Annotated in this window: 24 protein-coding genes; 12 read left to right on the top strand and 12 right to left on the bottom strand. The window is 70.8% G+C overall.

Features of this window, described 5'->3' with window-relative positions; genetic code table 11:
- Positions 1-187 precede the first annotated feature (187 nt).
- From C7C45_RS14990 to C7C45_RS15015, 6 genes are all read left to right on the top strand, one after another.
- Positions 188-1,771: an acyl-CoA mutase large subunit family protein gene (locus C7C45_RS14990; protein WP_110564277.1), complete on the top strand. Its 1,584-nt coding sequence runs from the start codon at positions 188-190 to the stop codon at positions 1,769-1,771.
- Between the two features lie 647 nt (positions 1,772-2,418).
- Entirely contained in the window at positions 2,419-3,714 is a 1,296-nt protein-coding gene (locus tag C7C45_RS14995) for an amidohydrolase (protein ID WP_244200389.1), read from the top strand.
- Positions 3,711-4,463: a histone deacetylase gene (locus C7C45_RS15000; protein WP_208641172.1), complete on the top strand. Its 753-nt coding sequence runs from the start codon at positions 3,711-3,713 to the stop codon at positions 4,461-4,463. The genes C7C45_RS14995 and C7C45_RS15000 overlap by 4 nt, the downstream gene beginning before the upstream one ends.
- A gap of 87 nt (positions 4,464-4,550) precedes the next feature.
- Complete coding sequence (locus tag C7C45_RS15005) at positions 4,551-5,591, top strand: N-formylglutamate amidohydrolase (protein ID WP_110564279.1); 1,041 nt, start codon at positions 4,551-4,553, stop codon at positions 5,589-5,591.
- A 48-nt stretch (positions 5,592-5,639) separates the two neighbouring features.
- On the top strand, positions 5,640-7,034 hold the full coding sequence (locus C7C45_RS15010) for a glutamate-cysteine ligase family protein (RefSeq protein WP_110564280.1): 1,395 nt from the start codon (positions 5,640-5,642) through the stop codon (positions 7,032-7,034).
- Positions 7,035-7,078: 44 nt separating this feature from the next.
- Positions 7,079-7,666 (top strand): maleylpyruvate isomerase N-terminal domain-containing protein, encoded by a 588-nt coding sequence (locus C7C45_RS15015; protein ID WP_110564281.1) that lies wholly within the window; start codon positions 7,079-7,081, stop codon positions 7,664-7,666.
- A gap of 2 nt (positions 7,667-7,668) precedes the next feature.
- Here C7C45_RS15015 and C7C45_RS15020 read toward each other — a convergent pair whose 3' ends face one another.
- On the bottom strand, positions 7,669-8,412 hold the full coding sequence (locus tag C7C45_RS15020) for a hypothetical protein (RefSeq protein WP_146247323.1): 744 nt from the start codon (positions 8,410-8,412) through the stop codon (positions 7,669-7,671).
- Between the two features lie 178 nt (positions 8,413-8,590).
- Complete coding sequence (locus tag C7C45_RS15025) at positions 8,591-9,607, bottom strand: DUF4349 domain-containing protein (protein ID WP_110564283.1); 1,017 nt, start codon at positions 9,605-9,607, stop codon at positions 8,591-8,593.
- Positions 9,608-9,700: 93 nt separating this feature from the next.
- On the opposite strand from C7C45_RS15025, the gene C7C45_RS15030 reads away from it, so the two are divergent.
- From C7C45_RS15030 to C7C45_RS15040, 3 genes are all read left to right on the top strand, one after another.
- A complete protein-coding gene (locus C7C45_RS15030) occupies positions 9,701-10,333 on the top strand; it encodes an MBL fold metallo-hydrolase (RefSeq protein ID WP_110564284.1) in 633 nt (210 codons plus the stop codon).
- A gap of 4 nt (positions 10,334-10,337) precedes the next feature.
- Complete coding sequence (locus C7C45_RS15035) at positions 10,338-11,321, top strand: coiled-coil domain-containing protein (protein ID WP_110564285.1); 984 nt, start codon at positions 10,338-10,340, stop codon at positions 11,319-11,321.
- A 101-nt stretch (positions 11,322-11,422) separates the two neighbouring features.
- A complete protein-coding gene (locus tag C7C45_RS15040; RefSeq protein ID WP_110564286.1) occupies positions 11,423-12,157 on the top strand; it encodes an SCO6745 family protein in 735 nt (244 codons plus the stop codon).
- Positions 12,158-12,247: 90 nt separating this feature from the next.
- Here C7C45_RS15040 and C7C45_RS15045 read toward each other — a convergent pair whose 3' ends face one another.
- Positions 12,248-12,703, bottom strand: a complete 456-nt coding sequence (locus C7C45_RS15045) for a gamma-glutamylcyclotransferase family protein (RefSeq protein ID WP_110564287.1) — start codon at positions 12,701-12,703, stop codon at positions 12,248-12,250.
- 106 nt (positions 12,704-12,809) lie between these two features.
- Between C7C45_RS15045 and C7C45_RS15050 the strand changes: the two genes are divergently transcribed.
- Positions 12,810-14,213, top strand: a complete 1,404-nt coding sequence (locus tag C7C45_RS15050; RefSeq protein ID WP_110564288.1) for an NAD(P)H-quinone dehydrogenase — start codon at positions 12,810-12,812, stop codon at positions 14,211-14,213.
- Here C7C45_RS15050 and C7C45_RS15055 read toward each other — a convergent pair.
- From C7C45_RS15055 to C7C45_RS15070, 4 genes are all read right to left on the bottom strand, one after another.
- On the bottom strand, positions 14,170-14,820 hold the full coding sequence (locus tag C7C45_RS15055; RefSeq protein WP_110564289.1) for a DUF998 domain-containing protein: 651 nt from the start codon (positions 14,818-14,820) through the stop codon (positions 14,170-14,172). The genes C7C45_RS15050 and C7C45_RS15055 overlap by 44 nt on opposite strands.
- A gap of 150 nt (positions 14,821-14,970) precedes the next feature.
- The gene (locus tag C7C45_RS15060; protein WP_110564290.1) at positions 14,971-15,303 is read right to left on the bottom strand and encodes a helix-turn-helix domain-containing protein; all 333 of its coding nucleotides are present in this window, start codon (positions 15,301-15,303) and stop codon (positions 14,971-14,973) included.
- Positions 15,300-15,668: a type II toxin-antitoxin system RelE/ParE family toxin gene (locus tag C7C45_RS15065; RefSeq protein ID WP_110564291.1), complete on the bottom strand. Its 369-nt coding sequence runs from the start codon at positions 15,666-15,668 to the stop codon at positions 15,300-15,302. The genes C7C45_RS15060 and C7C45_RS15065 overlap by 4 nt, the downstream gene beginning before the upstream one ends.
- Positions 15,669-15,713: 45 nt before the next feature.
- Positions 15,714-16,337 (bottom strand): DedA family protein, encoded by a 624-nt coding sequence (locus C7C45_RS15070; RefSeq protein ID WP_110564292.1) that lies wholly within the window; start codon positions 16,335-16,337, stop codon positions 15,714-15,716.
- Positions 16,338-16,854: 517 nt separating this feature from the next.
- Between C7C45_RS15070 and thrS the strand changes: the two genes are divergently transcribed.
- Positions 16,855-18,072, top strand: a complete 1,218-nt coding sequence (thrS, locus tag C7C45_RS15075; RefSeq protein ID WP_110564293.1) for a threonine--tRNA ligase — start codon at positions 16,855-16,857, stop codon at positions 18,070-18,072.
- A gap of 58 nt (positions 18,073-18,130) precedes the next feature.
- Here the strand turns inward: thrS and C7C45_RS15080 are convergent, their stop codons facing one another.
- From C7C45_RS15080 to C7C45_RS15100, 5 genes are all read right to left on the bottom strand, one after another.
- A complete protein-coding gene (locus tag C7C45_RS15080; RefSeq protein ID WP_425271139.1) occupies positions 18,131-20,173 on the bottom strand; it encodes an ABC transporter ATP-binding protein in 2,043 nt (680 codons plus the stop codon).
- A complete protein-coding gene (locus C7C45_RS15085) occupies positions 20,170-21,903 on the bottom strand; it encodes an ABC transporter ATP-binding protein (protein WP_110564294.1) in 1,734 nt (577 codons plus the stop codon). Before C7C45_RS15085 ends, C7C45_RS15080 begins: the two co-directional genes overlap by 4 nt.
- On the bottom strand, positions 21,897-22,379 hold the full coding sequence (locus tag C7C45_RS15090; RefSeq protein WP_110564295.1) for a MarR family winged helix-turn-helix transcriptional regulator: 483 nt from the start codon (positions 22,377-22,379) through the stop codon (positions 21,897-21,899). Before C7C45_RS15090 ends, C7C45_RS15085 begins: the two co-directional genes overlap by 7 nt.
- Before the next feature lie 244 nt (positions 22,380-22,623).
- Positions 22,624-24,063 (bottom strand): GuaB1 family IMP dehydrogenase-related protein, encoded by a 1,440-nt coding sequence (locus C7C45_RS15095; protein WP_110564296.1) that lies wholly within the window; start codon positions 24,061-24,063, stop codon positions 22,624-22,626.
- A 110-nt stretch (positions 24,064-24,173) separates the two neighbouring features.
- On the bottom strand, positions 24,174-25,925 hold the full coding sequence (locus tag C7C45_RS15100) for an acetyl/propionyl/methylcrotonyl-CoA carboxylase subunit alpha (protein ID WP_110564297.1): 1,752 nt from the start codon (positions 25,923-25,925) through the stop codon (positions 24,174-24,176).
- Positions 25,926-26,073: 148 nt separating this feature from the next.
- Between C7C45_RS15100 and C7C45_RS15105 the strand changes: the two genes are divergently transcribed.
- On the top strand, positions 26,074-26,688 hold the full coding sequence (locus C7C45_RS15105; RefSeq protein WP_110564298.1) for a PadR family transcriptional regulator: 615 nt from the start codon (positions 26,074-26,076) through the stop codon (positions 26,686-26,688).
- The last annotated feature ends 3 nt before the right edge of the window (positions 26,689-26,691 follow it).

Raw genomic sequence — 26,691 nt, forward strand, 5'->3', positions numbered from 1 at the left:
ATCGAGGGGGGCTGGGACACAACCCCCCTATCTTGCTGGTTCCGACGCCCGATGCGAAAGCCGACGCGACGGTCGTTTATCGAAAGCGACAGAACGTGCCCTGTCATTCACCTCGTGTCGACCGGTCGGGACGCACTGTGCGGTATCCCTCACCCGGCGACGTGGTCCGTGGTCCTACCATCCGGGGATGAGCGAACGGCGGTCAAGCGAGTCCGGTTTCCCGATCAACGGCGTCTACACGGAGGCCGACCTTCCGGAGGACCTGGACACTCGGCTGGGCAGCCCCGGCGAGTTCCCGTACACCCGGGGGGTCTACCCCACGATGTACACCTCGCGCCCGTGGACCATGCGCCAGTACGCCGGCTTCGGCACCGCCACCGAGTCCAACGCTCGGTACCACCAACTGCTGCGAGCCGGCACGATGGGCCTCTCGGTCGCTTTCGACCTGCCGACCCAGATGGGCTACGACTCCGACGAACCGATCGCGCACGGCGAGGTCGGCAAGGTGGGCGTCGCCATCGACTCCATTGAGGACATGCGGCTGCTCTTCGCCGACATCCCGCTGGACAAGGTCTCCACCTCGATGACCATCAACGCGCCCGGCTCGGTGCTGCTCCTGCTCTACCAGCTCGTCGCCGAGGAGAACGGGGTGCCCGGCTCGGCGCTCAACGGCACGATCCAGAACGACATCCTCAAGGAGTACATCGCCCGCGGGACGTACATCTTCCCGCCGAAGCCGTCGCTGCGCCTGGTGGCGGACACGTTCGCGTACTGCCGCAAGGAGGTGCCGAAGTGGAACACCATCTCCATCTCCGGCTACCACATGGCCGAGGCCGGCGCGACGCCCGTGCAGGAGATCGCGTTCACCCTGGCCAACGGCGTGGAGTACGTGCGGGCGGCGCTGGCCGCCGGGCTCGCGGTGGACGACTTCGCGCCCCGGCTGTCGTTCTTCTTCGTGGCCCGCACCACGTTGCTCGAGGAGGTGGCGAAGTTCCGCGCCGCCCGTCGGATCTGGGCCCGCCTGATGCGTGACGACTTCGGCGCCAAGGATCCGAAGTCGATGATGCTGCGGTTCCACACCCAGACCGCCGGCGTGCAGCTCACCGCGCAGCAGCCGGAGGTCAACCTGGTCCGGGTCGCGGTGCAGGGGCTGGGCGCGGTGCTCGGCGGCACCCAGTCGCTGCACACCAACAGCTTCGACGAGGCGATCGCGCTGCCCACCGAGAAGGCCGCCCGGCTCGCGCTGCGGACCCAGCAGGTGCTGGCGTACGAGACGGACCTGACCGCCACCGTCGACCCGTTCGCCGGCTCGTACGTGGTGGAGGCGATGACCGCCGAGATAGAGGCTGCCGCCGTCGAGCTGATGGAACGGGTGGCCGACCACGGCTCCGCGGTGGACGCGATCGAGGCCGGGTTCCAGAAGCGGGAGATCGAGCAGTCCGCGTACCGGATCGCCCAGGAGATCGACTCGGGGGAGCGGGTGGTGGTCGGGCTCAACCGGTTCACCGTGGACGAGGAGGAGCCGTACGAGCCGCTGCGGGTCGACCCGACCATCGAGGCGGCCCAGGCCGACCGGCTGGCCCGGCTGCGCTCCGAGCGCGACGCCGACGCGGTGACGCGGGCGCTCGCCGACCTGCGGGCCGCCGCCGAGGGCTCGGACAACGTGCTGTACCCGATGAAGGAGGCGCTGCGGGCCCGGGCCACCGTGGGTGAGGTCTGCGGGACGCTGCGCGAGGTGTGGGGGTTGTACCGGCCCACCGATCGCTTCTGACCGTCCCCGGCCGCCGACGGCGTCCGCCGCGGTGCTGTCCGTCGGGCCGGTGTCCGAGCTCCGACAACAGCCCTGAGCAGGGGTTTCGGGTCTCGTCAGCACCCTGCCGACGAAGTACAGTCGGATTTGTCCCCGCATATCGGTGGGAGCGGCGCCTTCGGTGCGGACCTCCCCGGGCGACGTCGCCCGGGGTGTCCGTCCCGTCGTGGGCAATGCGGCCCGACTTCGCGACCGTGTGCGGATCGAAGATGCGGGTACTCGATCGGGTGAACGGGACGGACAGCCTGTCCGGGTGAACTCCGGACCGACATGTCACCGTCCGGAGCTGTTCCGTGGCCAAGTGTCGTCGCGACTTCTTTCAGTGCCGGTTAGGTGACGCGCGACCAATGCGACAATTCGAACGACGCCCGGGTGTTTGGTGACTACAGAATCGGTGACGCGTTGTAGGAGGTGTTGGGCAGATGACGGCCTCCGACCGCGATCTACCTGCTGTCCCGCAGATTTCCGAGCTCTCCGACCAGGGCATTCGTGACGCTGCGCGGTCCGATCACTACGGGAAAGATGTTGCGCAGCGTCACCGACAGCGGTCTAGTCTGTCTGCTGTTCCGCACGATGATCCATCCATCTCTAGTGATCGAGAAATCGACGTGACGAGTGCGTTGACGCCGCCCGCGGGTAGCCCGCCGGCATCGTCCTGGTCGGCGGAGAGCGCGGGGGCGCGGCCGTTGCCGCAGGGAGCGGAGGAGGCGCTGGTCCGGGAAGCACCGGATCTGATCGCCGTCCGTCGGCACCTCCACGCGCACCCCGAACTGTCGGGCCAAGAGTTCCAGACGACGGCGCTGGTCGTCCGGCGGCTGACCGGGCTCGGGCTCACCCCACGGCTGTTGCCCAAGGGGAACGGCCTCTACTGCGACATCGTCGGTGCGGCAGACGGCCCGATGGTCGCCTTCCGGGCCGACCTCGACGCGCTTCCGCTGCTCGACAGCAAGGCGGTCGACTACCGCTCCACCGTGCCCGGGGTCTGCCACGCCTGCGGTCACGACGTGCACACCACCGTGCTGCTCGGCCTCGCCTCGGTGCTCGTCCCGCTCGCCAAGCGCGGCGCGTTGGCCGGCCGGGTCCGTCTGATCTTCCAACCCGCCGAGGAGACGGTGCCCTCGGGCGCCCCCGAGGTCATCGCAGCCGGGGCGCTGGACGGGGTTTCCTCGATCTACGCGCTGCACTGCGCGCCGCAGTTCCCGGTGGGGACCGTGGGCGTCCGGCCCGGGCCGCTGACCGCCGCGTCGGCCACTCTCGAGGTCCGGGTCTCCGGGGCCGGCGGGCACACCGCCCGGCCGCACCTCACCACGCACCTCGTCGACATCCTGGGGCGAGTCATCGTGGACCTCCCGGGAGTGCTCACCCACCGGATGGACCCGCGCTGGCCGGTCTCGCTCGTCTGGGGCGCGGTTCACGCGGGAGAGGCCTTCAACACCATCCCGGTGGAGGGGACGGTGCGGGGCACTGTGCGCAGCCTCAGCCGCGAGGGCTGGCACGAGGCCGGCGCGATCATCGCGAAGGTGGTGCCGGATCTCGTCGCCGGCTCGGGCGCCGACGTCGAGGTGCGCTACGTCGAGGGCTTCCCGCCGGTGATCAACGACCCGGGGGCGGCGGCACTCATCGCCGCCGCCGCGGCCCGCGCCCTCGGCGTCGGCCAGGTGGTCGAGGCGCCGGTGAGTATGGGCAGCGAGGACTTCTCCTACTACCTGGAGCGGGTGCCGGGGGCGATGATCCGGCTGGGAGTCACCGCACCCGGGGTCACCGCCCCCTACGACACCCATCAGAGTGGCTTCGACGTCGACGAACGGGCGATCGAGTGCGGGGTCCGCGTGCTGGCCCACACCGCGCTCGCCGCGCTCGCTGACACCGGGGCCGGCGAGCCGGGGAAGGGGACGCAGCGGTGAGCATCGCCCCGGAACTGACCCGCGGCCCGGCGCCGGTCAGCCCCACCCACATCTGGTACGTCTGCTATGGCTCGAACATGAGCCTGAGCCGGCTGAACTACTACCTGTTGGGGGGCCGCCCGCCCATGGGCGCGCTGACCTACCCGGGCTGCCGGGACAAGAACCCGCCGAGCGAGAGCCGGGCGATCCGGCTGCCGGGGACCGTCTACTTCGCCCTGGAGGCGTTGGCCTGGACCGGGGGGATGGCCTTCTACGACCACCTGCACCCCGGTGACACCCCGGCGCGGGCGTACCGGCTCACCGTGTCGCAGTTCTCCGACATCCTCGCCCAAGAGATGAACCTGGCGCCGGGCGAGGACGTCGACCTGACCGACGTGCTGAGTCAGGGGTGGCAGACCCTCGGCCCGGGCTGCTACGAGACCCTCATCCACCTCGGCGACATCGACGGTGTCTCGGCCTTCACCTTCACCGCGCCGTGGCGCAGTGGAGACCTGGAGCATCGCAAGCCCGCGGGGATCTACCTGCGGCACCTGGCGGCCGGCCTGGTGGAGACCCACGGTTGGAGCGTCGCCGAGGTCGCCGCGTACCTCGGTAGCCGACCCGGCGCGGCCGGGCACTGGTCACCGGAGGAACTGATGGAGCTCGTCGCCGACCTCGGTATGCCGCCACCGGAGCCGCCCCGGGCCAACCACGTCAGCGAGCTCGTGCAGGCGGTATTGGCGGCGCCCCTCGTCGTGGTCGCCGGCTAGTCGATCGCCGATCGAACCGCTTCCGCCCGCTTGTTCGACAAAGCCGCGCACGCCCCAGCCGGGGTGAGACATCGAGGAGGACTGGCCGTGTACCTGAGCGCGACAGCGGCCGACCTGGAACGCAGCAGCCTGTTCCTGGCCGAGCAACGGCAGCACCCCTGCACGGACTGCGGTTACTCGTACCTGGACTCGCACCTCGGGCCGGTCGGCGAGCACTTCCGCCGAATCCGGGTGGGCGGCGGGACGATCATCGCCAACACCGACGAGCCGCTGCGGGAGCTGCACATCGTTCCGCACGGCGGCACCGAGGTGCCGCACGACCTGCTCGCCTCGGTAGATCCGGCCGACTACCCGCGGCTGTCCCAACTGGTCCACGAGAACGTCGACCTGGGCACGGCCGCGATCTATCGACACCTGGTGGACGACATCGTCGCGGGCCGGGCCAAGGGCGTGGCGGTGGCCGGCTTCCACCTGACCCGTCTCTTGCTCGACGCGAACCGGCACCTCGTCGACGAGCAGTTGCCGCCGACCCCGTACGTCGGCTCCGCCGACCTCTACCGCGAGTATGTGCTCAGCGAGGGGGCCCGGCTGCGCGTCGAGGCCCTGCTGCCCTGGCTGGACGCGGTCGACGAGGTACTGCGTGAGCTGGGCGGGACGGGCACCGTCTACCACCACCACACCTACGACGTGTACTCGATGAGTCCGCGCCCGTGGGACCGGGGTTTCACCGAGAAACGCCCCGCGTTCCAGCTCATCTGGCGGCGCGCGCTGCTGGACTCGGTGGACGTGGACCCGGGGGAGGGGGAGTTGGGGCTCGCTCACCTGGGCGACATCGAGGGCGTCCAGACGGCCATCCGCGACTTCCTGGAGAAGGAGATCGGGATGGGCAACGGCAGCGGCCAGATCGACTACCCGCTGCTGCTGCCGGTGCTGCCGTTTCGCGGGACCCGGATCGGTGACCCGGCGGACGCACCCCGGCACCTCGTCTACGACCTCCGTAAGGACCTGCTCGCGACCGAGGATCACATCCGCTCCTGGGTAGTCGTGGCGCCGTGGCGTTTCCGGGATTCGTCCGCTTCGGCGGTAACGTCCTCAGCAGAGTCCGCGTCCTCCGCCAAGGGCGGCTGAAGCCCTGCTCAGCACCGTGGGACGAGCGGCCCGCGATCGGGAGAGACCATGAGTCAGGGCCTGGTGCCACACGATGAGCCGCGGTTGGCGTTCCCCGACCTCGTCGGGTGGTTCCTGCCTGCCGGCCAGCGCAGCCACCTGATCGGACTCGAGATGGAGTGCGGCCTGGTTCGTCCGGAGACCGGCCGGTCTGTCTCGTACGACGAACCGGGGGGCACTCGCGCCCTGCTGGAGGTGCTCCTGGAGCAGTTGCACGGCGACCCGATCCAGGAAGACGGCACGCTCGTCGGTCTCGCGCTTTCCGACGGGGCGGCGCTGACCCTGGAGATGGCGGGCGCGATCGAATACTCCTCGGCGGCCCAGGCGACCGTGAGCGAGAGCATGGTTGCCGCCCGCCGGTGCCTCAGCATGGTGGCGCGGGCGGCCGAGCCGCTGCGGTTACGGGTGCTGACCGGCGCACACCTGCCCTTCGACGACCCGGGCGAGATCAAGTGGGCGCCCAAGTCGCGGACGAGGATCATGCGGCACTGGTTCGCCGGGCTGGGCGACGGCGGGAGACTCGGTGATCAGGTGATGGGGCTGACGCTCTCCACGCAGGTCAGCCTGGACGCGCTCGACGAGCAGGAATACCTGGAGAAACTCCGTACGCTGCTCGGGGTTGCGCCTTTCCTCGCCGCGATCCTGGCGAACGCTCCGGCGCTCACCGGGCCACGAACCGACGACGGGATCGTGTCCCAGCGAATGGCCTACTGGCGCCGGATCGACCCCGCGCGGTGCCAGCATCTCGCCTCGCGGCTCTACGAGGTGACGAGCCTGGCCGAGTTGGTCGAGGTGCTGACCGATCTGCCGATGATCTATCGACGCACCGCGCACGGATACGTGCCGGGCGGGTCGCGCCGCTTCGGGGAGGCGCTGCGGGACGGGTTCGAGGACGGCACCTGGCCGACGATCGCCGACTGGAAGACCCACCTGGCGCAGGTCTGGCCGGCGATCCGGCCACGTCGGACACTCGAGACCCGGCTCCCCGACGGCCAGGCATGGGACCGGCTCGCGCTCGTTCCGGCGCTCTTCGTCGGTCTCGCGGAGGAGCCGGCGATCCGCCGGGAGGCGCTCCAGTTGGTGTCGGAGTTCCGGACGGAGGCGCTGGACCTGGTCGCCGTCAAGGCCGCGCAGGGCAGCCCGGATGGGATCAACCCGCAGATCCGCGAGGTGGCCGGGCATCTCGTGCACCTCGCCGAGCAGGGGCTCTCCGCCCGGATCTCCCGGGGAGCCGAGCGCCCCGAGCTCATCGAATCGCTGGGGCCGGCGTTCCAGAGTGCCGTCACCGGCCGACCGCCGGCCGACGAGATCGTCGCCCGGTGGGCAGGTGAGTGGGCCCAACGACCGGACCGCTACGTGGCGGCGATGGCGGTTCCGACGGAAACAACTGATCGAATCGCGTAGTCCAGGCAACGCGCATCCGTCGATACCATCGACCGGTGGCGTGCATGGCTTGCTATCGCCGGGTCTACCACGAGGGCGTCGCGGCGGTTCGCGCGATCGTCGCCGGCTACGGTCCCGAGGACTGGTCGCGTACCGGACCGTGCCACCCCTGGTCGGGATTGGATTTGCTGCGTCACCTCCAGATCACTGCGGGGCAGAGCCTCGCCACGCTCGCCCACGCGTGGCGGCACGGCCCGGAGGAACTGATGACACCGGACGAGTTGGCGCTCTTCAACGACCGCACCCTGATCTCGCTGGCGCCCGCGGAGCCGACGGCCACGCTGGCGGAGTTCGTCCGCCTGGCCGGCCGCTACCTGGTGTTGGCCTCGGCCTCGCCGGACCTGCCCTGCTACAGCTACCGGGGCCGGGTGTGGGACGTCGCGTGCAGCGTCGGGGTGCTCGCCGTCGAATGGCACATGCACGCCTGGGATCTGGCCGTCACAATCGGCGTCGAGCACCGGCCGCGGGAGCCGGCGCTCATCGTCGAGGCTTTCCGCACGGGCATGGCGTATCTGCCCGCACCCCCGACCGAGGACTGGGCAGGCCTGGTTTCGGCGGCCGGGCGGCAGTTGCGGGTAGACCAGGCGGCCTGACCCTAGACCTCGGCCGGTCGGCGGGGCTCGGGCGCGGGCGGCTGGGGATTGGCGTTGGCGAGGCGCCACAACTCCCGGAAGTGGTGCTCGAAGGCGGCCGCGACCCGTGCGTCGCGGACGCTGAACCCCCGCATCTCCCCGCGGTCGTCCACGGCGAAGCCGAGGAAGACCACCGAGGAGTCGATGACGGCGAAGTTCTCGCCTTCGAGCTCCATGCCGGGCGGATAACGCAGGAGCTTGACGTGGTAATTCTCGATCCTGGAGGCCAGGTCGATCTGTTCGTCGACCCACTGCTGGATGTCGGGGCTGCTGTTCGGCAGCCGGATCACCCGGTGCAGCGAGCGTTTCCCCGGCATCTTGCGCGCCCAGCGGATGGTGCCGGTGTAGTAGCGACGGGACTCCTCCGTCTGCTGCCCGGGGGCGGTGTCGTGCGAGAAAACGGCGTAGACGGACTTGGAACTCCGCGAAATGGCGTGCAGCGCCTCGCCGTAGAAGGCGGACGAGGAATCGTACGTGCGCAGGGGTGCTCCGCTGGCGATGGAGACGACCCGACGCCGGGTCACGTCGAGCCAGCGGAGAAACACCAGCATGGTCAGGAAAATGAGCGGGATCGTCCAGTCCTGATTCTTGATGAAATGAAAGATATTGTCGGCCAGGCTCACCGCCAGCGCCACGGTGAGCGCGAGGGTGATCAGCTTGGACTCGAGCGCCTCCATCCGAGACTGTTCGATCTCGTCGTTGTTCAACGGAACTCCCTTCCGCGGGAAGCGCTGCGAGACGCACAGCGGAATCGGTGCGAAAAGTATCTCACGACAGCGTGATTTCAGCTCCGGACGACGGAGTCGGAAAGTGATCAGCGCCGAAGCATGATTGCGGATGGGATTTCCAAGAACGGCAATTCCATGATGTCCGTCGGCGTACGCGTCATGGTGCAGACCGCGCTGAGGGCACCGGCGGCGGTGCGCTGACCGGTGCGGCCACGGCCACGGCCGGGGCCTTGCGGCGCCGACGCAGCACCAGCAGCAACACCGCCACCGGTACGCCGAACGTCAGCAGCCACGGCAGCAGCGCCCCCAGCACGGTGAGCAGGACGGTCAACGAGGCGACGAACGCTTTCCAACTGCCGGTCAGCCCGGCCAGGAAGCCGGTCTCTTCCTTCTCGGGGGTGTCTTTGGCCGCCGGCCCCGCGAGCGTCACGGTGATCGTGGAGAGGGCGGTCAGGTCGGCCAGTCGCCGTTTCTTGGCTTCCAACGACGCCAGATCGGCCTCGCGGCGACCCAGCTCGTTCTCCAACGACACCAGATCGGTGATCGAGGTGGCGCGGGCCAGCAACTTGCGGGCACTCTCCACCCTGGCCCGCTGACTGATGATGCGGGCGTCCAGGTCGACGATCGCCTCCGTGGCGTCCTCGGTGCTGATCTCCCGGCTCTGCTGACGGCCGAGCTTCGAGATCTCGTCCACCACACCGGTGAACTTCGCGGCCGGCACCCGCAGCTGCAACTCCGCCACCGCGTCGGCCTGGGCGCTGCGCCGCTGGTCACCACCGACGAAGCCGCCGGCCCGGGTCACCAGGGCGGTGACCTCACGGGCGGTGGCGTCCACATCGTCCACCTGCACCCGCATCGATCCGGTGTAGATGATCGCCCGCTGGTCGACCCGCAGGTCCGGTGGCGCGGCACCACCATTCTGCGGTGCCCCGGCCCGGTCCTCCTGCGGTGCTCCGGCCCCGGCCGCCTCGGGTTTTCCGAGCAGGCCGTCCTTGTCCGCACCGCCGTTCGCCGCCGCCGGGCCGTCGGCACTCGTGCCCGCCGTATCCTGCGACCCGCTGTCACCGGCTCCGCACCCCGTGAGGACCAGCGCCGCCGCCAGTGCCGTGGCCGCCAGCAGTGCGCTGCGGCGTCGTACCGCCTGTCCGTCCATCCCCGCTCCCATCGTCGTCATCCGGTGTGGCGATAGCTCGGACGCGGCGCACGCGTCGGCTGGTTCCGGCAGACTGCGCTGAGGACGTCACGATTCGATAATCGAGGAGTCACGATGCGGCTCACCAAGTACGCCCACTCCTGCCTCCGGGTGGAACACGACGGGGGAGTGCTCGTCGTCGACCCGGGGATGTTCAGCGACCCCGCGGTGGCGTTGGACGGTGTGGACGCGGTGCTGATCACCCATGAACACCCCGACCACCTGGACGTGGCGGCGGTGCGCCTGCAGCTCGACCGGCGGCCGTTCCCGATCCACGGGCCCGCCTCGCTCGCCGGGGTGCTGGGCGACGCGGCCGAGGCGTTGCGCCCGGTCACCGTCGGTGAGTCGTTCACCGCCGCCGGGGTCGCCGTCCGCGCGTACGGGGGGCGGCACGCGGTGATCCACCCGGACATCCCGGTGGTGGACAACCTCGGTTACCTGATCAATGACGTGGTCTACCACCCCGGTGACGCCCTGGTGGTGCCCGAGGAGACACCCGTCGACACGCTCTTCGCGCCGATCCACGCACCCTGGTCGAAGTTCTCCGAGGTGGTCGACTTCATCCGCGCGGTCGCGCCGCGGCGCGCGTACGCCCTGCACGACGCCCTGCTCAACGACAACGGGCTGGGCGTGCTCGACCGGCAGTACGCCGCGCTGTCCGGCACCGAATACCAGCGGCTGGAGCCCGGTAGCCGGGTGGACGTCTGAAACGATGCCCGGCCCCTCAGCGGAGCTGGTGCAGCAGCTCTACCGCATCCCACCGGACCGGTTCGTGGCCGCCCGGGACGCCGCCGTGGCCGACGCCCGCCGTGCCGGCGACCAGAGCACCGCCCGACAACTGGCCCGGCTACGTCGCCCGACGGTGGCCGCCTGGCTGGTGAACCTGCTCGCCATTCGACGCCCGGAGCTGGTAACCGACCTGGTGCAGCTCGCCGATGCACTGCGGGCCGCCCAGCGGGAGCTGCGCGGGCCCCGGCTGCGGGAGCTGTCCGCGCAGCGCCGGGCGGTGGTCGCCGCCCTGGTCGCCGAGATCCGCAAGCTCGCCGCGGCGGAGCCGGACTCGCCACCGGCCGGCCGGTTGCCCCTGGCCGAGGTGGAGGCGACCCTGAACGCGGCGTTCTCCGACGTCGAGGTCGCCGAACAGGTGCGCGCGGGGCGCCTGCTGCGGGCGGCCAGCTACGCCGGCTTCGGTGAGGTGCCCCGGCCACAGCTGCGGCTGGTCACCGACGATGACGAGGAACCGGCGGCGGAACGCCCCGCCCGGCGGCCCGGTGCCCAGCGAGGGCGTCGGGAGGACACGCCCCGCACGGACCGGGCGGCGGAGCGCGCCGAGCAGGCCGAGCGGGCTGCGCAGCGGGCGGCCCGCGCCGAGCGGGCCCGGCAGCGCCGTGCCCTGGACCGGGAGCTTGCCAAGGCCCAGGCCGACCAGGAGCGCGCGGAGGCCGAGTTGACCCAGGCGACCGGGCAGGAGCGGGACGGCGCTTCCGTACTCGATCGGATCGAGGCCGAACTGGCCGAGCTGGAGCGGCGGCGCGCGGTCGCCGAGCAGGATCTCAGCCGGGCCAAGCTCGCTCGGCGTGCCGCCGAGCGTGCGGTCACCGTGGCCCGGCGCCGGGCGGGTGAGGTCGAGGCGGCGGTCGAGGCGCTGGCGGCCGAAGAGGGGGATGCGGACGCGGGGGGTGGCGCGGCAGACTGACCATCGATGGGCGACGACGAGTGTGCGGACCGTCCACGGCGGGTGACCCTGGATCGGGGCGTCGTGGTCGACGGGTTGGGTTGCCCGAGGAGGGCGCTCGGATGACACCGGAACAGATCGCCGCCGCCAGCAAGCCGGTCGTGCTCGACCTGGGCGACGCGTTCAGCCGGGATTCGACCACGCTGCGCCGGGCCCGGCTGCTCGGCATCTCCGGCTGGGCGTTCTACATCAGTGGCCGGGCTGGCGCGCTCGGCGATGTACGGGCGGAGACGGCCGCCGCCGCCCTCGGTTTCATCGCCCCGGACGCGGTCGCGGACGGTTGGGACGCCGCGGCCCGGATTGTCCCGCCGTTCGAGGTGGCCGCCGCCAGCCTCGCCGAGTGCTGCCGATGGGGCTCGCAGCAGCTCGACGCCCTGCCCAACACCGAGCGTCTGGCGGCACTCGTCGAGCGGGCGGTGGTGGCGGCGGACGCCAGTGGGATGCCGCTCTTCGCCGCGTGGCGGGCCGTGCCGCTGCCGGATCTCTCTCCGGGCGCCCGGAGCGCCGCGGGGCTGCGACTGCTCCGGGAATACTTCACCGGCGCCTACCTGCTGGCGGTGCGCGCCGCCGGGATGACCCCGTTGGAGGCTGTGCTCTCCGGGCCGGAGGGGGAGGCGGGGGCCGTGGCCTGCGGCTGGTCACCGCCGTACCCGCCGATCGGGCCCTTGGTGCGTCGGCGGCTGTGGGCAGAGGCGGTGACCAACCGTCTCGTCGCGCCGGCGTTCACCGCCCTCGGCCCCGCGGACGGCGCCGAGCTGGTGGAGCTGCTGCACCGCACCCGGGCCGACCTCGCCTGAGCCGCTGGTGTGTGATTGACGACGCCGGTCGAGCCCGAGCGGCGAGCCGGTCGACGGCGGTAGCAGACTGGAGGCGTGCGATACGCGCTGCTACGCCGACGCGGTGCCGGTGGGGCGGGACCGCAGCTCCGTGACGTAGTCGTCCGGGGCGCCGGCCTTCTCGGCGGCGTTCGCGATCTCGGAGAGATACCACGAGGTCGGCAGGCCGCCCTCGTACCCGTTGAAGACGTAGATCCACGCGGTCACGTCACCGTCGAGGGTGGAGACCCGGACGTGCAGCTTGCGGTACGTGCCGGCGGTCACACCCTCGATCTCGTCGAGCTGGCCCGCGTCGTACGGGTGGATGTCGTAGAGCGCCACGAAGACCCGCTCACCGGGCGCCTCGACCAGGGTGCTCACCGCGCCCTCCCAGCCGATCACGTCCGCCCCGGCGAAGGTCAGCCGCCAGCCCTCCAGCCAGCCGGTGCCCACCATTGGCGAATGCGGACAGTAGGCACGCATCCGGGCGGGGTCGAGATTTGAGCCGTAGGCGGCGTGATGACGCACGGCGATGACGATAGCCCGGCGGACGGGTGGGGGAGAATACGACAGTGCGTGTCGAATGCGCTCGGGAGAAGAAAGTCACTGTGAGTATGAACGAAGGGCGAACGCTGTGAGCCGGATCGTGATCATCGGTGGGGGGCCGGCCGGGTACGAGGCGGCGCTGGTCGCCGCCCAGCTGGACGCCGATGTCACCGTGGTGGAGGCCGACGGCGCGGGCGGAGCGTGTGTGCTCTCCGACTGTGTGCCGTCGAAGACCTTCATCGCCAGCTCGGGGGTGGTCACCGGCTACCGGGACACCGAGGAGTTCGGGGTGCACTCGGACGGCCTGGAGGCGGTCACCGTCGACGCGCGGGCGGTGCACGAGCGGGTCAAGCGGCTGGCCCTGGCGCAGTCCGCCGACATCCACGCCAAGCTGCTCAAGGCGGGGGTCACCTTCGTGGCCGGCACCGCCCGGCTCGGTGAGGACGCCCTCGGGCACACCCACCGGGTGGTCGTCACCCCCGCCGACGGCGGCGAGGAATACTCGATCGCCGCGTCCACCGTGCTGGTGGCCACCGGCTCGACCCCCCGCCAGTTGCCCACCGCCGTCCCCGACGGCGAGCGCATCCTGACCTGGCGCCAGGTGTACGACCTGCCGGAGCTGCCCGAGCACCTGATCGTGGTCGGCTCGGGTGTGACCGGGGCGGAGTTCGCCAGCGCGTACCTGGCCATGGGGGTCGAGGTCACCCTGGTCTCCAGCCGGGATCGGGTGATGCCGCACGAGGACGCCGATGCCGCGTCCGCCATCGAGCGGGTGTTCCGCAACCGGGGGATGGAGATCCTCAACAACTCCCGGGCCGACGCGGTCCGGCGTACCGCCGACGGCGTCGAGGTGGAGCTCTCCGACGGCCGCAAGGTCACCGGCTCGCACGCCTTGATCACGGTCGGTTCGATCCCGAACACCGCCAACCTGGGCCTGACCGAGTACGGCGTCGAGCTGGGCCGGGGCGGCTATGTGACCGTCGACCGGGCCTCCCGGACCAACGTGCCCGGCATCTACGCGGCCGGCGACTGCACCGGTGTGTTGCTGCTGGCCAGCGTCGCCGCCATGCAGGGTCGGATCGCCATGTGGCACGCCCTCGGCGAGGCGGTCCGCCCGCTGCGGTTGCGTACCGTCGCGGCGAACGTCTTCACCGACCCGGAGCTGGCCACCGTGGGTGTCTCGCAGGACGAGGTGGACGCGGGCAAGGTGCCGGCCCGGCAGGTGATGCTGCCGCTGTCCGGCAACGCCCGGGCGAAGATGGACGACCTCCCCGACGGCTTCGTGAAGCTGTTCTGCCGACCCGCCAGCGGTCAGGTGATCGGCGGCGTGGTGGTCGCCCCGAAGGCCAGCGAGCTGATCCTGCCCATCACCATGGCGGTGGAGAACAACCTCACGGTCAACGAGCTGGCCCAGACCATCACCATCTACCCGAGCCTCTCCGGCTCGATCACCGAGGCAGCGCGCCAGCTGATGCTCCACGAACTGGAGTGAACGCCGCTCCTCTGCCGACCGCCGAGGTCCGGGCCTGGAACACCGCCACCGTGGCCAGGACCGCGACCTCGGCGAGGATGAGGAGGCGTTCGGCCAGGCCGATGAGCACCCGGTCACCGGGGTAGGCGGACCAGACCATCGCCGCCGCCAGGGCAAGGCTGAGCAGGACGAGGGCGCGTAGCGTCCGGGCTGCGGGGGCCAGATCCGACCGGCGGGCAAGCAGCCAACCGCCGATCGGGAGCGCCAGGAAGGCGACCACCGAGGCGTACCGGTGCAGGTAGGCCGCCGTGGTCATCGCCGTGCCCGGCTCGTTCGTCGGCACCACCGCGGCGAGTAGCAGACCGGCCGCCCAGGTGCCGAGCAGCAACTCGGCTGCTCGGGGTGGGCCGGTGCCGCGCAGCCCGTACAGCAGCGTCACGGTGGCGAGCGCGAGCACCACCATGGCGACGTCGATGACGCCGCCCCGGTCGGAGACCGCGAAGTCGCTGATGGTCAGCGCCCACGGGCTGAGGTCGTCGTTGACTTCGAGGTGGCCGATCACGGTGAGCAGCGCCGCCAGCGCGATGCCGCCGAGGGCGAACAGGCCGGTGCTCCGGGTTCCAGGCATGCCTCAGCCTGTCGCCGCAGGCACCCGAGCCGGATCCGGGACCGCCACCGAAATCGTTGCGGGGGACCACCCCTAGAGGCATCCGGAGAATCGGTGTGGTCCCTCAGGTGCAGCCGTGTGTTGGCCTCGCCGACGGCGGCCCTAGCCCCATCAGGCAACGTTCAGGTGGATGTTCCCGATGCGGGCGACGACGTCGAGGTGGCCCCCGAGCCCGGTGACGTAGGCACGGAGTGTTTCCAGGCTGGTGTGCTCGCCATTCTCGATCTGGCTGATCCTCGCCTGGGTCAAGCCGGCGGCCTCGGCGAGCTGGGTCTGGGTCATGCCCAGTTGTTTGCGGATCTCCGCCAGCTGCGCACCGCTGACTGACGCCAGCATCTGCTCGCGCTGCTGGGCCCGTCGGGCGACCCGATCCGGATGATCCCAGGACGGGTCGAGCTCCCGGGCTTTCGCCTTCACGTCGCGCCAGTCAGCTCCACCGGTCATCGTTGTGCGCCTTTCAGGCTGATGAGGTGCTCCTGAAACCGATCGTCCGCCAAGGGGACGGCCGTCTGGTACCAACTCTGCCACTGGCCGGACTTGTCTCCGGCGACCAGGAAGACCGCCTCTCGAAGTGGATCGAAAGCGAAGATCATGCGGACCTCCGTGGAGCCAGCGGACCCAGGTCGCAGCTCCTTCATGTGGTGGAAGGAACTGCCTTTGAGGCGGTCGACCAACGGACGCCCGAGTGCCGGTCCGTGCTCCGTGAGGAGGTCGATGGCCTCACTGATGAGGTCGGCACTGGCGGGGTCCGTCCTGCAGAGGTCGAGGAACCACTCCTCGACCTCAGGGTGAAGTTTGACGTCCCACATCTCGTCAATATAAGTCCAGCTTATACCCGAAGGGCGGGCTGACACTCAGTCGAGGGGGACGTCGACTGCGGCGGCGGCTCGGGCGTGGCGGGCGCTGACCAGCGTCATCGCCCAGCCCGCCGCGGCGAACCCGGCTGCGGCGGCGGTGGCGATGATGGCCAGCCGCCAAGCTGACTCGGTCAGCGCGGTGCCGCCCAGGTGCCCGACGAGCGCGCCGTAGGTGGCCCAGCCCAGCGCGGCGATGGCCTCGTAGACCACGAACAGTCGGTACGGGTAGCGGCTGCGGCCGGCCGAGAAGCAGGCCGCCATCCGCCCGCCGGGCACGAACCGGCAGAGCAGGATGACCAGCGGCCCGGGTTGTCGCAGCCCCTGGGTGACCCGATTGGCGACCCGACGGGCCCGGCTCAGTTCGGCGGCGTGCCGGGGTGGCCGCCGGTCCGGTGCGACGCGTCCGAGCAGGTAGCAAGCCAGGTCGCCGGCGAATACGCCGAGCGCGCCGACGGCGATGGTGACCGGCAGGCTGAGCCCGCCGTAGACGGTGAGCGCACCACTGGTGATCATGACGATCTGGGTGGGGATCACCGGGACGAAGGCGTCCGCGATCAGCAGGGCGAGCAGCAGCAGGTACGCCCACGTCGGCGATGCGACGTCAGTCAGTAGTTCGGGCACGCCTGCCACCTCGCCGGATGCGGCCGATTGGGTGTCTTGAGCCTGACTGCGTGTCCGGCGTCACCGTGGACAGCCCCGGCCCGTCGTGACGGTCGACACGACCCGGCCACCCAGGTACAACGAGGCGAACCGATCTCGGGTGACGGGGTGCGGTGGCCCTCCCACCCGTCCGGTGCGGTCGGCAAATCGGTGTACGTCGGCGTACCGTTGTCGGCGCGGCCCAGGCCCGTCGGGTCCCCCGTTCCTGACGATTCGGGCCGCCTGGGCCGCCGGCGGGTCCCGCGCCGGCGGCCCGCCCCTTCCTTCGCCGCCGCAAATCCAGGTGCCTCCCCGATTGTCGGTGGGTACGGTCGCGGTATGCGCAGAGCCGTAGTGCTGACGACGACGCCGGGTATCCCCGGCGCGCTGCTCTGACGTAACCACCGTCGACCAGGCCCCGGGGCGATCCGCCCCGGAGGGCCGCGCGCCGAACGGAGCCCAGGTCGCCTCCGGGTCGTACCCGATCCAGGAGCCCGACATGATCGACCACCGTAGGCTCGGCCGCGAGCTGGACCTCTTCGTCTCCGATCCGCTCGCCGGTGCCGGCCTGCCGATCTGGCTGCCGGCCGGCGCCGCCGCCCGGCACGCCGTCGAGGAGTACGTCTGGGAGTTGGAGCGCCGCTCCGGCCACCAGCACGTCTACTCGCCGCCGCTGGGCAAACGCGAACTCTTCGAACTCTCCGGGCACCTCGGCTACTTCGCCGACGACATGTTTCCGCCGATGCGACTGAGCGCGGACGACGAGTTCGTGCTCCGGCCCGCGCTCTGCCCGCACCACGCGCTGGTCTTCCGCGCCCGGGGTCGCTCCTACCGGGAGTTGCCGCTGCGGGTCGCGGAGCTTGGTGGGATGTACCGCTCGGAGCGCTCCGGGGTGCTCGGTGGGCTGTCCCGGGTACGCGCCATCTCGCTCAACGACGCGCACACCTTCTGTGCCCCCGAGCAGGTGGGTGAGGAGGTGGCCCGGATCCTCCGGCTGATCCGCGCCGCGCACGCGGCGCTCGGCGTCCGCCCGGCCGGCTTCCGGCTGTCGCTGCGTGGGCCGGGCGAGAAGTACGTCGGCGACGACGCGCAGTGGGCCCGTGCCGAGGATCTGCTCCGGGGCGCGCTGGCCGGGGTGTCGTACGTCGAGGCTCCGGGGGAGGCCGCCTTCTACGGTCCGAAGATCGACATTCAGATCGTCGACGCCGCCGGCCGGGAGTCGACCCTCTCCACCATCCAGTTGGACTTCGACAAGCCGGAGCGGTTCGACCTGTCGTACACCGACTCGGACGGCAGCCGGCGTCGACCGGTCATGGTGCACCGCAGCCTGGTCGGCAGCATGGAGCGGCTGTTCGCGTACCTGATCGAGGTGCACGAGGGCGCCTTCCCGGCCTGGTACGCGCCGGTCCAACTGGTGCTGCTGCCGGTCGACGATGCCCAGGCCGACGTGGCGGCCGACCTGGCCCGGCGGGCCGTCGACGCCGGCCTGCGGGTCGAGGTCGACGTCACCGGCTCGCTGGGCGCCCGGATCCGGGACGCGGCCCGCCGCCGCGTCCCGTACCTCGGGGTGTTGGGTCCACGCGAGGCGGCCGACGGGCGTCTCGCGCTGCGCCTGCGCGGCGGCCGGGCCCTGGAACCGATGCCCGCAGACGCCGCGCTCGCCTTGATCAGCGGGCAGGTCGCCGCCCGCGCGGCCGACCTGCTCCCGGCGGACTGACCCACCCGCCGATCCGGGGCGGGTCGCCGTCGATCGCGTCGCGCGCACGGCGACCTAGCTAGACCGCCGCCGGTTGGCCGACCGGCTCCTTGTCGACGACGGCACCGGTGAACTGGGAGCGGTAGAGCCGGTGGTACGCGCCGTGGGCGGCGAGCAACTGCTCGTGGGTGCCCTGCTCGACGATCCGGCCGTTCTCCATCATCAGGATCAGGTCGGCGTCGCGGATGGTGGAGAGCCGGTGCGCGATGACGAAGCTGGTCCGGTCCGAGCGCAGCGCGGCCATCGCCCGTTGGAGCAGCACCTCGGTACGGGTGTCCACCGAGCTGGTCGCCTCGTCGAGGATCAGCAGCGACGGCTCGGCGAGGAACGCCCGGGCGATGGTGATGAGCTGCTTCTCGCCGGCGCTGACGTTGCTGCCCTCCTCGTCGATGACCGTGTCGTAGCCGTCGGGCAGGCTGTGCACGAACCGGTCCACGAAGGTGGCCTGGGCCGCGGCGAGGATTTCCTCCTCGGTCGCGTCCGGCCGCCCGTAGGCGATGTTGTCCCGGATGGTGCCGCCGAAGAGCCAGGTGTCCTGCAGCACCATGCCGACCCGGCCGCGCAGGTCGTCGCGGCGCATCGTCGTGATGTCCACCCCGTCGAGCGTGATCCGGCCGGCGTCCAGTTCGTAGAACCGCATGACCAGGTTGACCAGGGTGGTCTTGCCGGCGCCGGTCGGGCCGACGATGGCCACCGTGTGACCCGGCTCGGCGACCAGCGACAGGTCGTCGATCAGCGGCTTGTCCGGCTCGTAGCGGAACGAGACGTGTTCGAACTCGACCCGACCGTGCGGGTCGGTGACCCGGGCCGGCTCTACCGGGTCGGGGGTCTGCTCATCGGCGTCGAGCACCGCGAAGACCCGCTCGGCCGAGGCAACCCCGGACTGCAGCAGGTTGGCCATCGAGGCGAGTTGGGTGAGCGGCTGGGTGAACTGTCGGGAGTACTGGATGAACGCCTGCACGTCGCCGAGGCTCATCGCGCCGGAGGCGACCCGCAGCCCGCCGACCACGGCGATCGCCACGTAGCTCAGGTTTCCGATGAACATCATCGACGGCATGATGATCCCGGAGATGAACTGGGCCCCGAAGCTGGCCCGGAACAGCTCGTCGTTCTTCGCCGCGAACGCGGCCTCCACCTCGCGTTGCCGGCCGAAGACCTTCACCAGCTCATGACCGGTGTACGCCTCCTCGATCTGGCCGTTCAACTCGCCGGTGTGCTTCCACTGCGCGATGAACTGCTTCTGTGAACGCTTGGCGATGCGTTGGGTGACCAGCACCGACAGCGGCACCGCGACCAGGGCGACGAGGGCCAGCAGCGGCGAGATCCAGAACATCACGGCCAGCACGCCGACGACGGTCAGCAGCGAGGTGAGTAGCTGGCTGAGGGTCTGTTGGAGGCTGGTGGCGATGTTGTCGATGTCGTTGGTGACCCGGCTGAGCAGCTCACCGCGGGGCTGCCGGTCGAAGTAGGGCAGCGGCAGCCGGTTGAGCTTCTCCTCCACCTCGGCGCGCAGCCGTTGCACGGTGCGCTGGACCACCCCGTTGAGCAGCCAGCCCTGCCACCAGGACAGCACGCTCGCGGCCAGGTAGAGCCCGAGCGCCAGCAGCAGCACCCGACCCAGGGCGCCGAAGTCGATGCCCACCCCGGGCATCACGTCCATCCGGGCGAGCATGTCGGCGAAGCTGTTGTTGCCGCTGGCCCGGGCCGCGGCGACGGCCTGCTCGGCGGTGGTGCCGGCGGGTAGGTCCCGGCCGATCACCCCAGTGAAGATCAGGTCGGTGGCATGGCCGAGGAGCTTCGGCCCGGCCACGCTGAACCCGACGCTGACCACGGCCAGAGTGATGATCGCGCCCAGGTGCAGCCGGTGCGGGCGCAGCCGGCCGAGCAACCGTCGGGCGGACGGCCCGAAGTTCATCGACTTCTCGGCGGGCATCCCGGCGCTCATCCACCCCGGGCCGCCGCGCTGACCGCCGGGCGGCAGCCGCTTCGGCGTCGCCGCGCCGCCGCCGGCCGGCTTCTGACTGGGTACGGCCGCGGTGCGCGGCTCGTCGCGCTCGCTCATGCCGCCACCTCCGCCGTCTGCTGGGACGCCACGATCTCGGCGTACGTCGGGCAGGTCTCCAACAATTCCGCGTGTCGTCCCACTCCGACGACCCCTCCGTCCTCAAGAACGATGATCTGGTCGGCGTCGATGATCGTGGAAACCCGCTGGGCCACGATCACCACCGCGGACTGCGCGGTGATCGGCCGCAGGGCGGCTCTGAGTCGCGCGTCGGTGCCAAGGTCGAGCGCGGAGAACGAGTCGTCGAAGAGGTAGATCTCCGGTTGCCGGACCAGGGCCCGGGCGATGGCCAGACGCTGTCGCTGCCCACCGGAGACGGTGGTGCCGCCCTGCGCGATCGGCGCGTCCAGCCCGCCGGGCATCTGGGCCACGAAGTCCCGGGCCTGGGCGATCTCCAACGCCGTCCACAGCTCCTCGTCGGTGGCGTCCGGGTTGCCGTAGCGCAGGTTGCTGGCAACCGTTCCGGTGAACAGGTACGGCCGCTGCGGCACCAGGCCGATCCGCCGCCACAACTCGTCCGGCGCCAACTCCCGTACGTCCACCCCGTCGACCAGCACCGCGCCGGCGGTGACGTCGACCAGACGGGGGATCAGCGACAGCAGGGTCGTCTTACCGGCACCGGTGCTGCCGATGATCGCCGTGGTGGTGCCCGGGGTGGCCCGGAAGGAGATGTCCCGCAGCACCGGTTCGACCGCACCCGGGAATTGGAAACGCACCCCGCGTAGCTCCAACTCGGCCCGGGTGGACAGCTCGCTGACCGGCTCGGCGGCGGGAACCACCGAGGAGTCGGTGTCCAGTACTTCCACGATCCGCTCGGCGCAGACCGCGGCCCGGGGCACCATCATCAGCATGAAGGTGGCCATCATCACCGCCATCAGGATCTGCATCAGGTACTGCAGGAAGGCGGTGAGCGCGCCGATCTGGATCGCGTCGGAGTCCACCCGGTGCGCGCCGAACCAGAGCACCGCCACGCTGGAGACGTTCAGCACCAGCATGACCACTGGGAAGATCATCGCCAGCAGACGGCCGGTACGCATACCGGTGGCTGCCAATTCGGCGTTGGCGACGGCGAAACGATCCGTCTCGTACGGCTCGCGGACGAAGGCGCGGACCACCCGGATGCCGGTGATCTGTTCACGCAGCACCCGGTTGACCGTGTCGATCCGGGTCTGCATCAGCCGGAAACCCGGCACCATCCGACGGATGATCGCGCCGAGGGCGACGGCCAGCACCGGCACGCTGACCAGCATCAGCCAGGAGAGCCCGACGTCCTCGCGGAGCGCCATCACCACGCCGCCCACGCACATGATCGGTGCGGCGACCATCATGGTGCAGCTCATCAGGACGAGCATCTGCACCTGTTGCACGTCGTTGGTGTTGCGGGTGATCAGCGACGGTGCGCCGAACCGGGCGACCTCGCGGGCGGAGAAACGGTTGACGTGCCCGAACAACGTGGCCCGGACATCCCGGCCGAAGCCCATCGCGATCCGGGCGCCCAGGTAGACCGCCACGATCGAACAGGCGATCTGGATCAGGCTGACCAGCAGCATCCACCCGCCGGTGTGCACGATGTAGGCGGTGTCGCCTCGCGCAACGCCCTTGTCGATGATGTCGGCGTTGAGGCTGGGCAGGTAGAGCGAGGCCATGGTGCCCACGAACTGGAGCAGCACCACGGCCAGCAACGGTCGTTGGTAGGAGCGCAATTGGTTGCGCAGGAGTCGGATCAGCACGCCGGATCCTTCGGTTCGGTTGGGCGTCCGGTCATCCGCGGGTCGTCCCCGCTGCCGATGACCTCGAGCAGGAACTCCCTGATCACCTGTGCCTTCACCGGGTCGGCATCGACCGAGGTGAGTGGGCGTCCGGAGTGCATCAGTGCGTTGAGCGCGGCCACCCGCTCCCGCCCGGCGGCGGTGAGGACGAGTCGTACGCTGCGTCGGTCGCTGTCGTCGCGCTGCCGCTCGACGAGCCCGTCGCGGGCCAGCGTGTCAACGATGCCGGTCAGGGTCGCCGGGCGGACGAAGCCCTTCTCGGCGACCTCCCGATGGGGCAGCTCGCCGTGTTGGGCGAGCGTCATCAGGGTGACCATGCCGGCCTGGGTGAGGCCGTGCTCCTCGGCGAGGTAGCGATTCCACCGCTGCCCGACGAGGTGCCCGGCCACCACCAGCAGCCGGCCGAGCGGCACATCCTGGAGGGTGACGAGTTCCACGAGAGGTAGGTTAGCTCCCTGATAGTCAGGGGCCAAACGAAATACCCGCAACAGTGACGCCGCTCGCGATCCGCAGGCCGGTGCGCTGCCCAAGCGGGGTGACCGGGCTCCCCGCCCTCCCTCGGTTGATCATGAGGTTATTGCCCCGACACGCCGATGCGGAAGGCAATAACCTCATGATCAACGGGGACTGGGCAGGGCGGGGTGGGGGAGGCCGGGTGGGGGTGGGGAGGCGGGGCGGGGGTTACCAGCTGGTGGGGAGGGGCATTCCCTCGGTGAAGCCGGCGGCGCTCTGGACGCCGACGATCGCCCGCTCGTGGAACTGCGTCAGGTTTCGTGCGCCGGCGTACGTGAAGGCGCTGCGTACCCCAGCGATGATCTCGTCGATCAGGTCCTCGACACCGGGGCGGGCCGGGTCCAGGTACATCCGGGCCGAGGAGATGCCCTCCTCGAACACCGCCTTGCGGGCCTGGTCGTACGGGCTGTCGTCGGCGGTACGGGCGCTGACCGCCCGAGCCGACGCCATCCCGAAGCTCTCCTTGTACCGCCGGCCGTCCGCATCGGCGTACAGGTCACCGGGGGACTCGTAGGTCCCGGCGAACCACGAGCCGATCATCACGTTCGACGCGCCGGCGGCGAGCGCGAGCGCGACGTCCCGGGGGTGGCGCACCCCGCCGTCGGCCCACACGTGCCGGCCGAGCTGCCGGGCGGCGGCCGCGCAGTCGAGCACGGCGGAGAACTGTGGTCGACCCACGCCGGTCATCATCCGGGTGGTGCACATCGCGCCGGGGCCGACGCCGACCTTGATGATGTCCGCCCCCGCCTCCACCAGGTCGCGTACGCCCTCGGCGGTGACCACGTTGCCGGCCGCCACCGGCACCCCCGGGTCCAGCTTGCGGACCGCCTGGAGCGCGGAGAGCATCCGTGCCTGGTGGCCGTGCGCGGTGTCCACGACAAGGGTGTCCACCCCCGCCTCCAGCAAGGCTGCGGCCTTGCCGGTCACGTCGCCGTTGATCCCGACGGCCGCCGCGATGCGAAGCCGGCCCCGGTCGTCCACGGCCGGCGTGTAGAGCGTGGCGCGCAGCGCGCCCTGGCGGGTCAGCACCCCGACCAGCCGCCCCTCGGCGTCCACGACCGGAGCGAGCCGACGGCGGCCCGCGGAGAGCAGATCGAAGCCGGTACGCGGGTCCGCGTCCGCCGGGACGGTGTGCAGCTCGGTGGACATCACGTGACGCAGTTGGGCGAACCGGTCCACTCCCGTGGTGTCCGCCTCGGTGACCACGCCCATCGGCCGTCCGGCGTCGTCGACCACGATCACCGCACCGTGTGAGCGCTTGGGCAGCAGGTGGATGGCGTCGCCGACGGTCTCGGTCGGGCCCAGGGTGATCGGCGTGTCGTAGACCAGGTGCCGCTGCTTGACCCAGGCGACGACATTCGCCACCACCTCGATCGGGATGTCCTGCGGGATCACCGCGATCGCGCCCCGGCGGGCCACCGTCTCGGCCATCCGCCGGCCGGCGACCGCGGTCATGTTCGACACCACCAACGGGATGGTGGTGCCGGTGCCGTCGCCGGTGGACAGGTCGACGTCGAGCCGGGAACCCAGGTCGGAGCGGGCCGGCGCCATGAAGACGTCGGTATAGGTCAGGTCGTGCGCGGGGACCGCGCCGTGAAGGAACCGCACCCGGCCATCATTCCCGTTTGCGGCCACCCCTGCCCGTCGCGGTGCCGCAAACCACCCCTGACGCGCGACCCGCGGTCAGGAAAGACCCCTCAGCCCAGGGTGCCCTTTCGTCACGCGATGGTGCAGATGGGGGCACCGGCGGTGATCACGGCGCCGACCTCGGCGGTGAGCCCGCTGACCGTGCCCGCCTTGTGGGCGTGCAGCGGCTGCTCCATCTTCATCGCCTCCAACACCACCACGAGGTCGCCCTCGGCCACGGTGTCGCCGTCCGCAACCGCGATCTTGACGATGGTGCCCTGCATGGGTGAGGTGAGGGCGTCGCCGCCGACCGGGGCGCCCGCCTTGGCTCCGCCGCCGCGCCGGGCCGGCTTACGGGTGGCGGGTGCCACGGTGGTCGTACCCCCGCCGAAGCCGGCGGGGAGGCTGACCTCGAGGCGCTTGCCACCCACCTCGACCACGACGGTCTCGCGCTCTGCCGGCGCTTCGGCGGCGCCGACGGCGGCGGCGAACGGCGGCACGGTGTTGTGGAACTCCGTCTCGATCCACCGGGTGTGCACGGTGAACGGCTCAGCGGTGAACGCCTCGTCCCGCACGACCAGCCGATGGAACGGCAGCGCGGTGGCCATCCCGTCGACGACCATCTCGTCCAGCGCGCGGCGGGCGCGCTCCAGCGCCTCGGTGCGCGTCTCACCAGTGATGATCACCTTGGCGAGCAGCGAGTCGAAGTTGCCGCCGATCACGTCCCCGGCCGAGATGCCGGTGTCGACCCGGACACCCGGGCCAGTCGGCAGCCGCAGCGCGGTGACCGTGCCGGGGGCGGGCAGGAAGTTGCGGCCCGGGTCCTCGCCGTTGATCCGGAACTCGATCGAGTGCCCACGCGGCGTCGGGTCCTCGGTGATCCGCAGCTTCGCACCGTCGGCGATCCGGAACTGCTCGCGCACCAGGTCGACGCCGGCGGTCTCCTCGGTGACCGGGTGCTCGACCTGGAGCCGGGTGTTGACCTCCAGGAAGGAGATGGTGCCGTCCACACCGACCAGGTATTCGACCGTGCCGGCGCCGTGGTAGCCGGCCTCGCGGCAGATCGCCTTGGCGCTGTCGTGGATCTGTGCCCGCTGCGCGTCGGTGAGGAACGGCGCGGGCGCCTCCTCCACGAGCTTCTGGTGCCGGCGCTGCAGGGAGCAGTCCCGGGTGCCCACGACGATCACGTTGCCGTGCTGGTCGGCGAGGACCTGCGCCTCGACGTGTCGGGGGTGGTCCAGGTAGCGCTCGACGAAGCACTCGCCCCGACCGAACGCCGCGACCGCCTCGCGCGTGGCCGACTCGAAGAGCTGGGGGATTTCCTCCATGGTCCGGGCGACCTTGAGGCCGCGCCCGCCACCGCCGAAGGCGGCCTTGATGGCCACCGGCAGGCCGTGGTCGACGGCGAACGCCATCACCTCGTCCGGGCTCGCCACCGGGTCCGGGGTGCCGGGGACCAGCGGGGCGCCAGCGCGCTGGGCGATGTGCCGGGCGGTGACCTTGTCACCCAGGTCACGGATGGCCTGCGGGGTGGGGCCGATCCAGGTCAGCCCGGCGTCGATGACCGCCTGGGCGAAGTCGGCGTTCTCGGACAGGAAGCCGTAGCCGGGGTGCACGGCGTCGGCGCCGGCCCGGGCGGCGACGTCGAGCAGCTTGTCGATGCGCAGGTACGTGTCGGTCGCGGTGTCCCCGCCGAGCGCGTACGCCTCGTCCGCGAGAGTGGCGTGCAGGGCCGTACGGTCGGAGTCCGCGTACACGGCGACGCTGCCCAGGCCGGCGTCGCGGCACGCACGGATCACCCGGACGGCGATCTCGCCGCGGTTGGCGATGAGTACCTTGCGCACCTTCGTGGCTCCTCCCGGGCTGGTTACTGACGGGGAGTGTATCGGCCGCCCAGGTGGCCCTAACGATCGCTCAGTGTGGGATGCCGCACTGTGCCGCCACGCTCTAGTCAAACTTGTTTATTACTCTTGTGGGGTGTCTGCGACTCGAATGATGATCCTCGGTCTGGTGCGGTGGATGCAGCCCGTGCACGGCTACGACGTACGCCGCGAGCTGTTGAGCTGGAGTGCCGACAAGTGGGCGAACGTGCAGCCCGGGTCGATTTATCACGCCCTGCGCAAGCTCACCGAGGAGGGGCTGTTGCGTGCCGTCGCCACCGAGCAGGTCGGTGCCCGTCCGGCCCGGACCACCTACGAGGTGACGACCAAGGGGGAGGACGAGTTCGAGACGCTGTTGCGCAGCCTCTGGTGGGGCCTCACCGAGCCGACCGACCCCTTCGCGGCGGCCTTCTCCTTCCTGCCGGCCATGCCGCGCGCCGAGGCTGCCGCGGCCCTGCGCAACCGGGCCAATCTGCTGCGCGCCGGCGTCGAGTCGATGCGCGCCTCGCTCGAGTCGGACTGGGTGCGTAACCGGAAGCCGGTGCACGTGGGCTGGATGTTCGAGCTGTGGGCGGTTCGGGCCGAGGCGGAGATGGGTTGGTGCGAACGGATCGCCGAACGGATCGACTCCGGAGTGTCGTACCTGCCTGCTGAGCTGGAGAGCGAGGAGGGTTGGTCGGGCTGGAGGGAGCGCAGAGAGCCGCCGACCGCGGCCGACGCGGAATAATCA

It is taken from the genome of Micromonospora arborensis (genome assembly GCF_003205615.1).
In the GTDB taxonomy this organism is placed as follows: domain Bacteria; phylum Actinomycetota; class Actinomycetes; order Mycobacteriales; family Micromonosporaceae; genus Micromonospora; species Micromonospora arborensis.

Bases quoted from the DNA above. Each gene is read 5' to 3' on its own strand.
- C7C45_RS15105 (WP_110564298.1), top strand. From the start codon at position 26,074: ATGATGATCCTCGGTCTGGTGCGGTGGATGCAGCCCGTGCACGGCTAC.
- C7C45_RS15015 (WP_110564281.1), top strand. From the start codon at position 7,079: ATGGCTTGCTATCGCCGGGTCTACCACGAGGGCGTCGCGGCGGTTCGC.
- C7C45_RS15065 (WP_110564291.1), bottom strand. From the start codon at position 15,668: ATGTGGGACGTCAAACTTCACCCTGAGGTCGAGGAGTGGTTCCTCGAC.
- C7C45_RS15060 (WP_110564290.1), bottom strand. From the start codon at position 15,303: ATGACCGGTGGAGCTGACTGGCGCGACGTGAAGGCGAAAGCCCGGGAG.
- C7C45_RS15010 (WP_110564280.1), top strand. From the start codon at position 5,640: ATGAGTCAGGGCCTGGTGCCACACGATGAGCCGCGGTTGGCGTTCCCC.
- C7C45_RS15080 (WP_425271139.1), bottom strand. From the start codon at position 20,173: ATGAGCGAGCGCGACGAGCCGCGCACCGCGGCCGTACCCAGTCAGAAG.
- C7C45_RS15030 (WP_110564284.1), top strand. From the start codon at position 9,701: ATGCGGCTCACCAAGTACGCCCACTCCTGCCTCCGGGTGGAACACGAC.
- C7C45_RS15040 (WP_110564286.1), top strand. From the start codon at position 11,423: ATGACACCGGAACAGATCGCCGCCGCCAGCAAGCCGGTCGTGCTCGAC.
- C7C45_RS15055 (WP_110564289.1), bottom strand. From the start codon at position 14,820: ATGCCTGGAACCCGGAGCACCGGCCTGTTCGCCCTCGGCGGCATCGCG.
- thrS (WP_110564293.1), top strand. From the start codon at position 16,855: ATGATCGACCACCGTAGGCTCGGCCGCGAGCTGGACCTCTTCGTCTCC.
- C7C45_RS15035 (WP_110564285.1), top strand. From the start codon at position 10,338: ATGCCCGGCCCCTCAGCGGAGCTGGTGCAGCAGCTCTACCGCATCCCA.
- C7C45_RS15025 (WP_110564283.1), bottom strand. From the start codon at position 9,607: ATGACGACGATGGGAGCGGGGATGGACGGACAGGCGGTACGACGCCGC.
- C7C45_RS14990 (WP_110564277.1), top strand. From the start codon at position 188: ATGAGCGAACGGCGGTCAAGCGAGTCCGGTTTCCCGATCAACGGCGTC.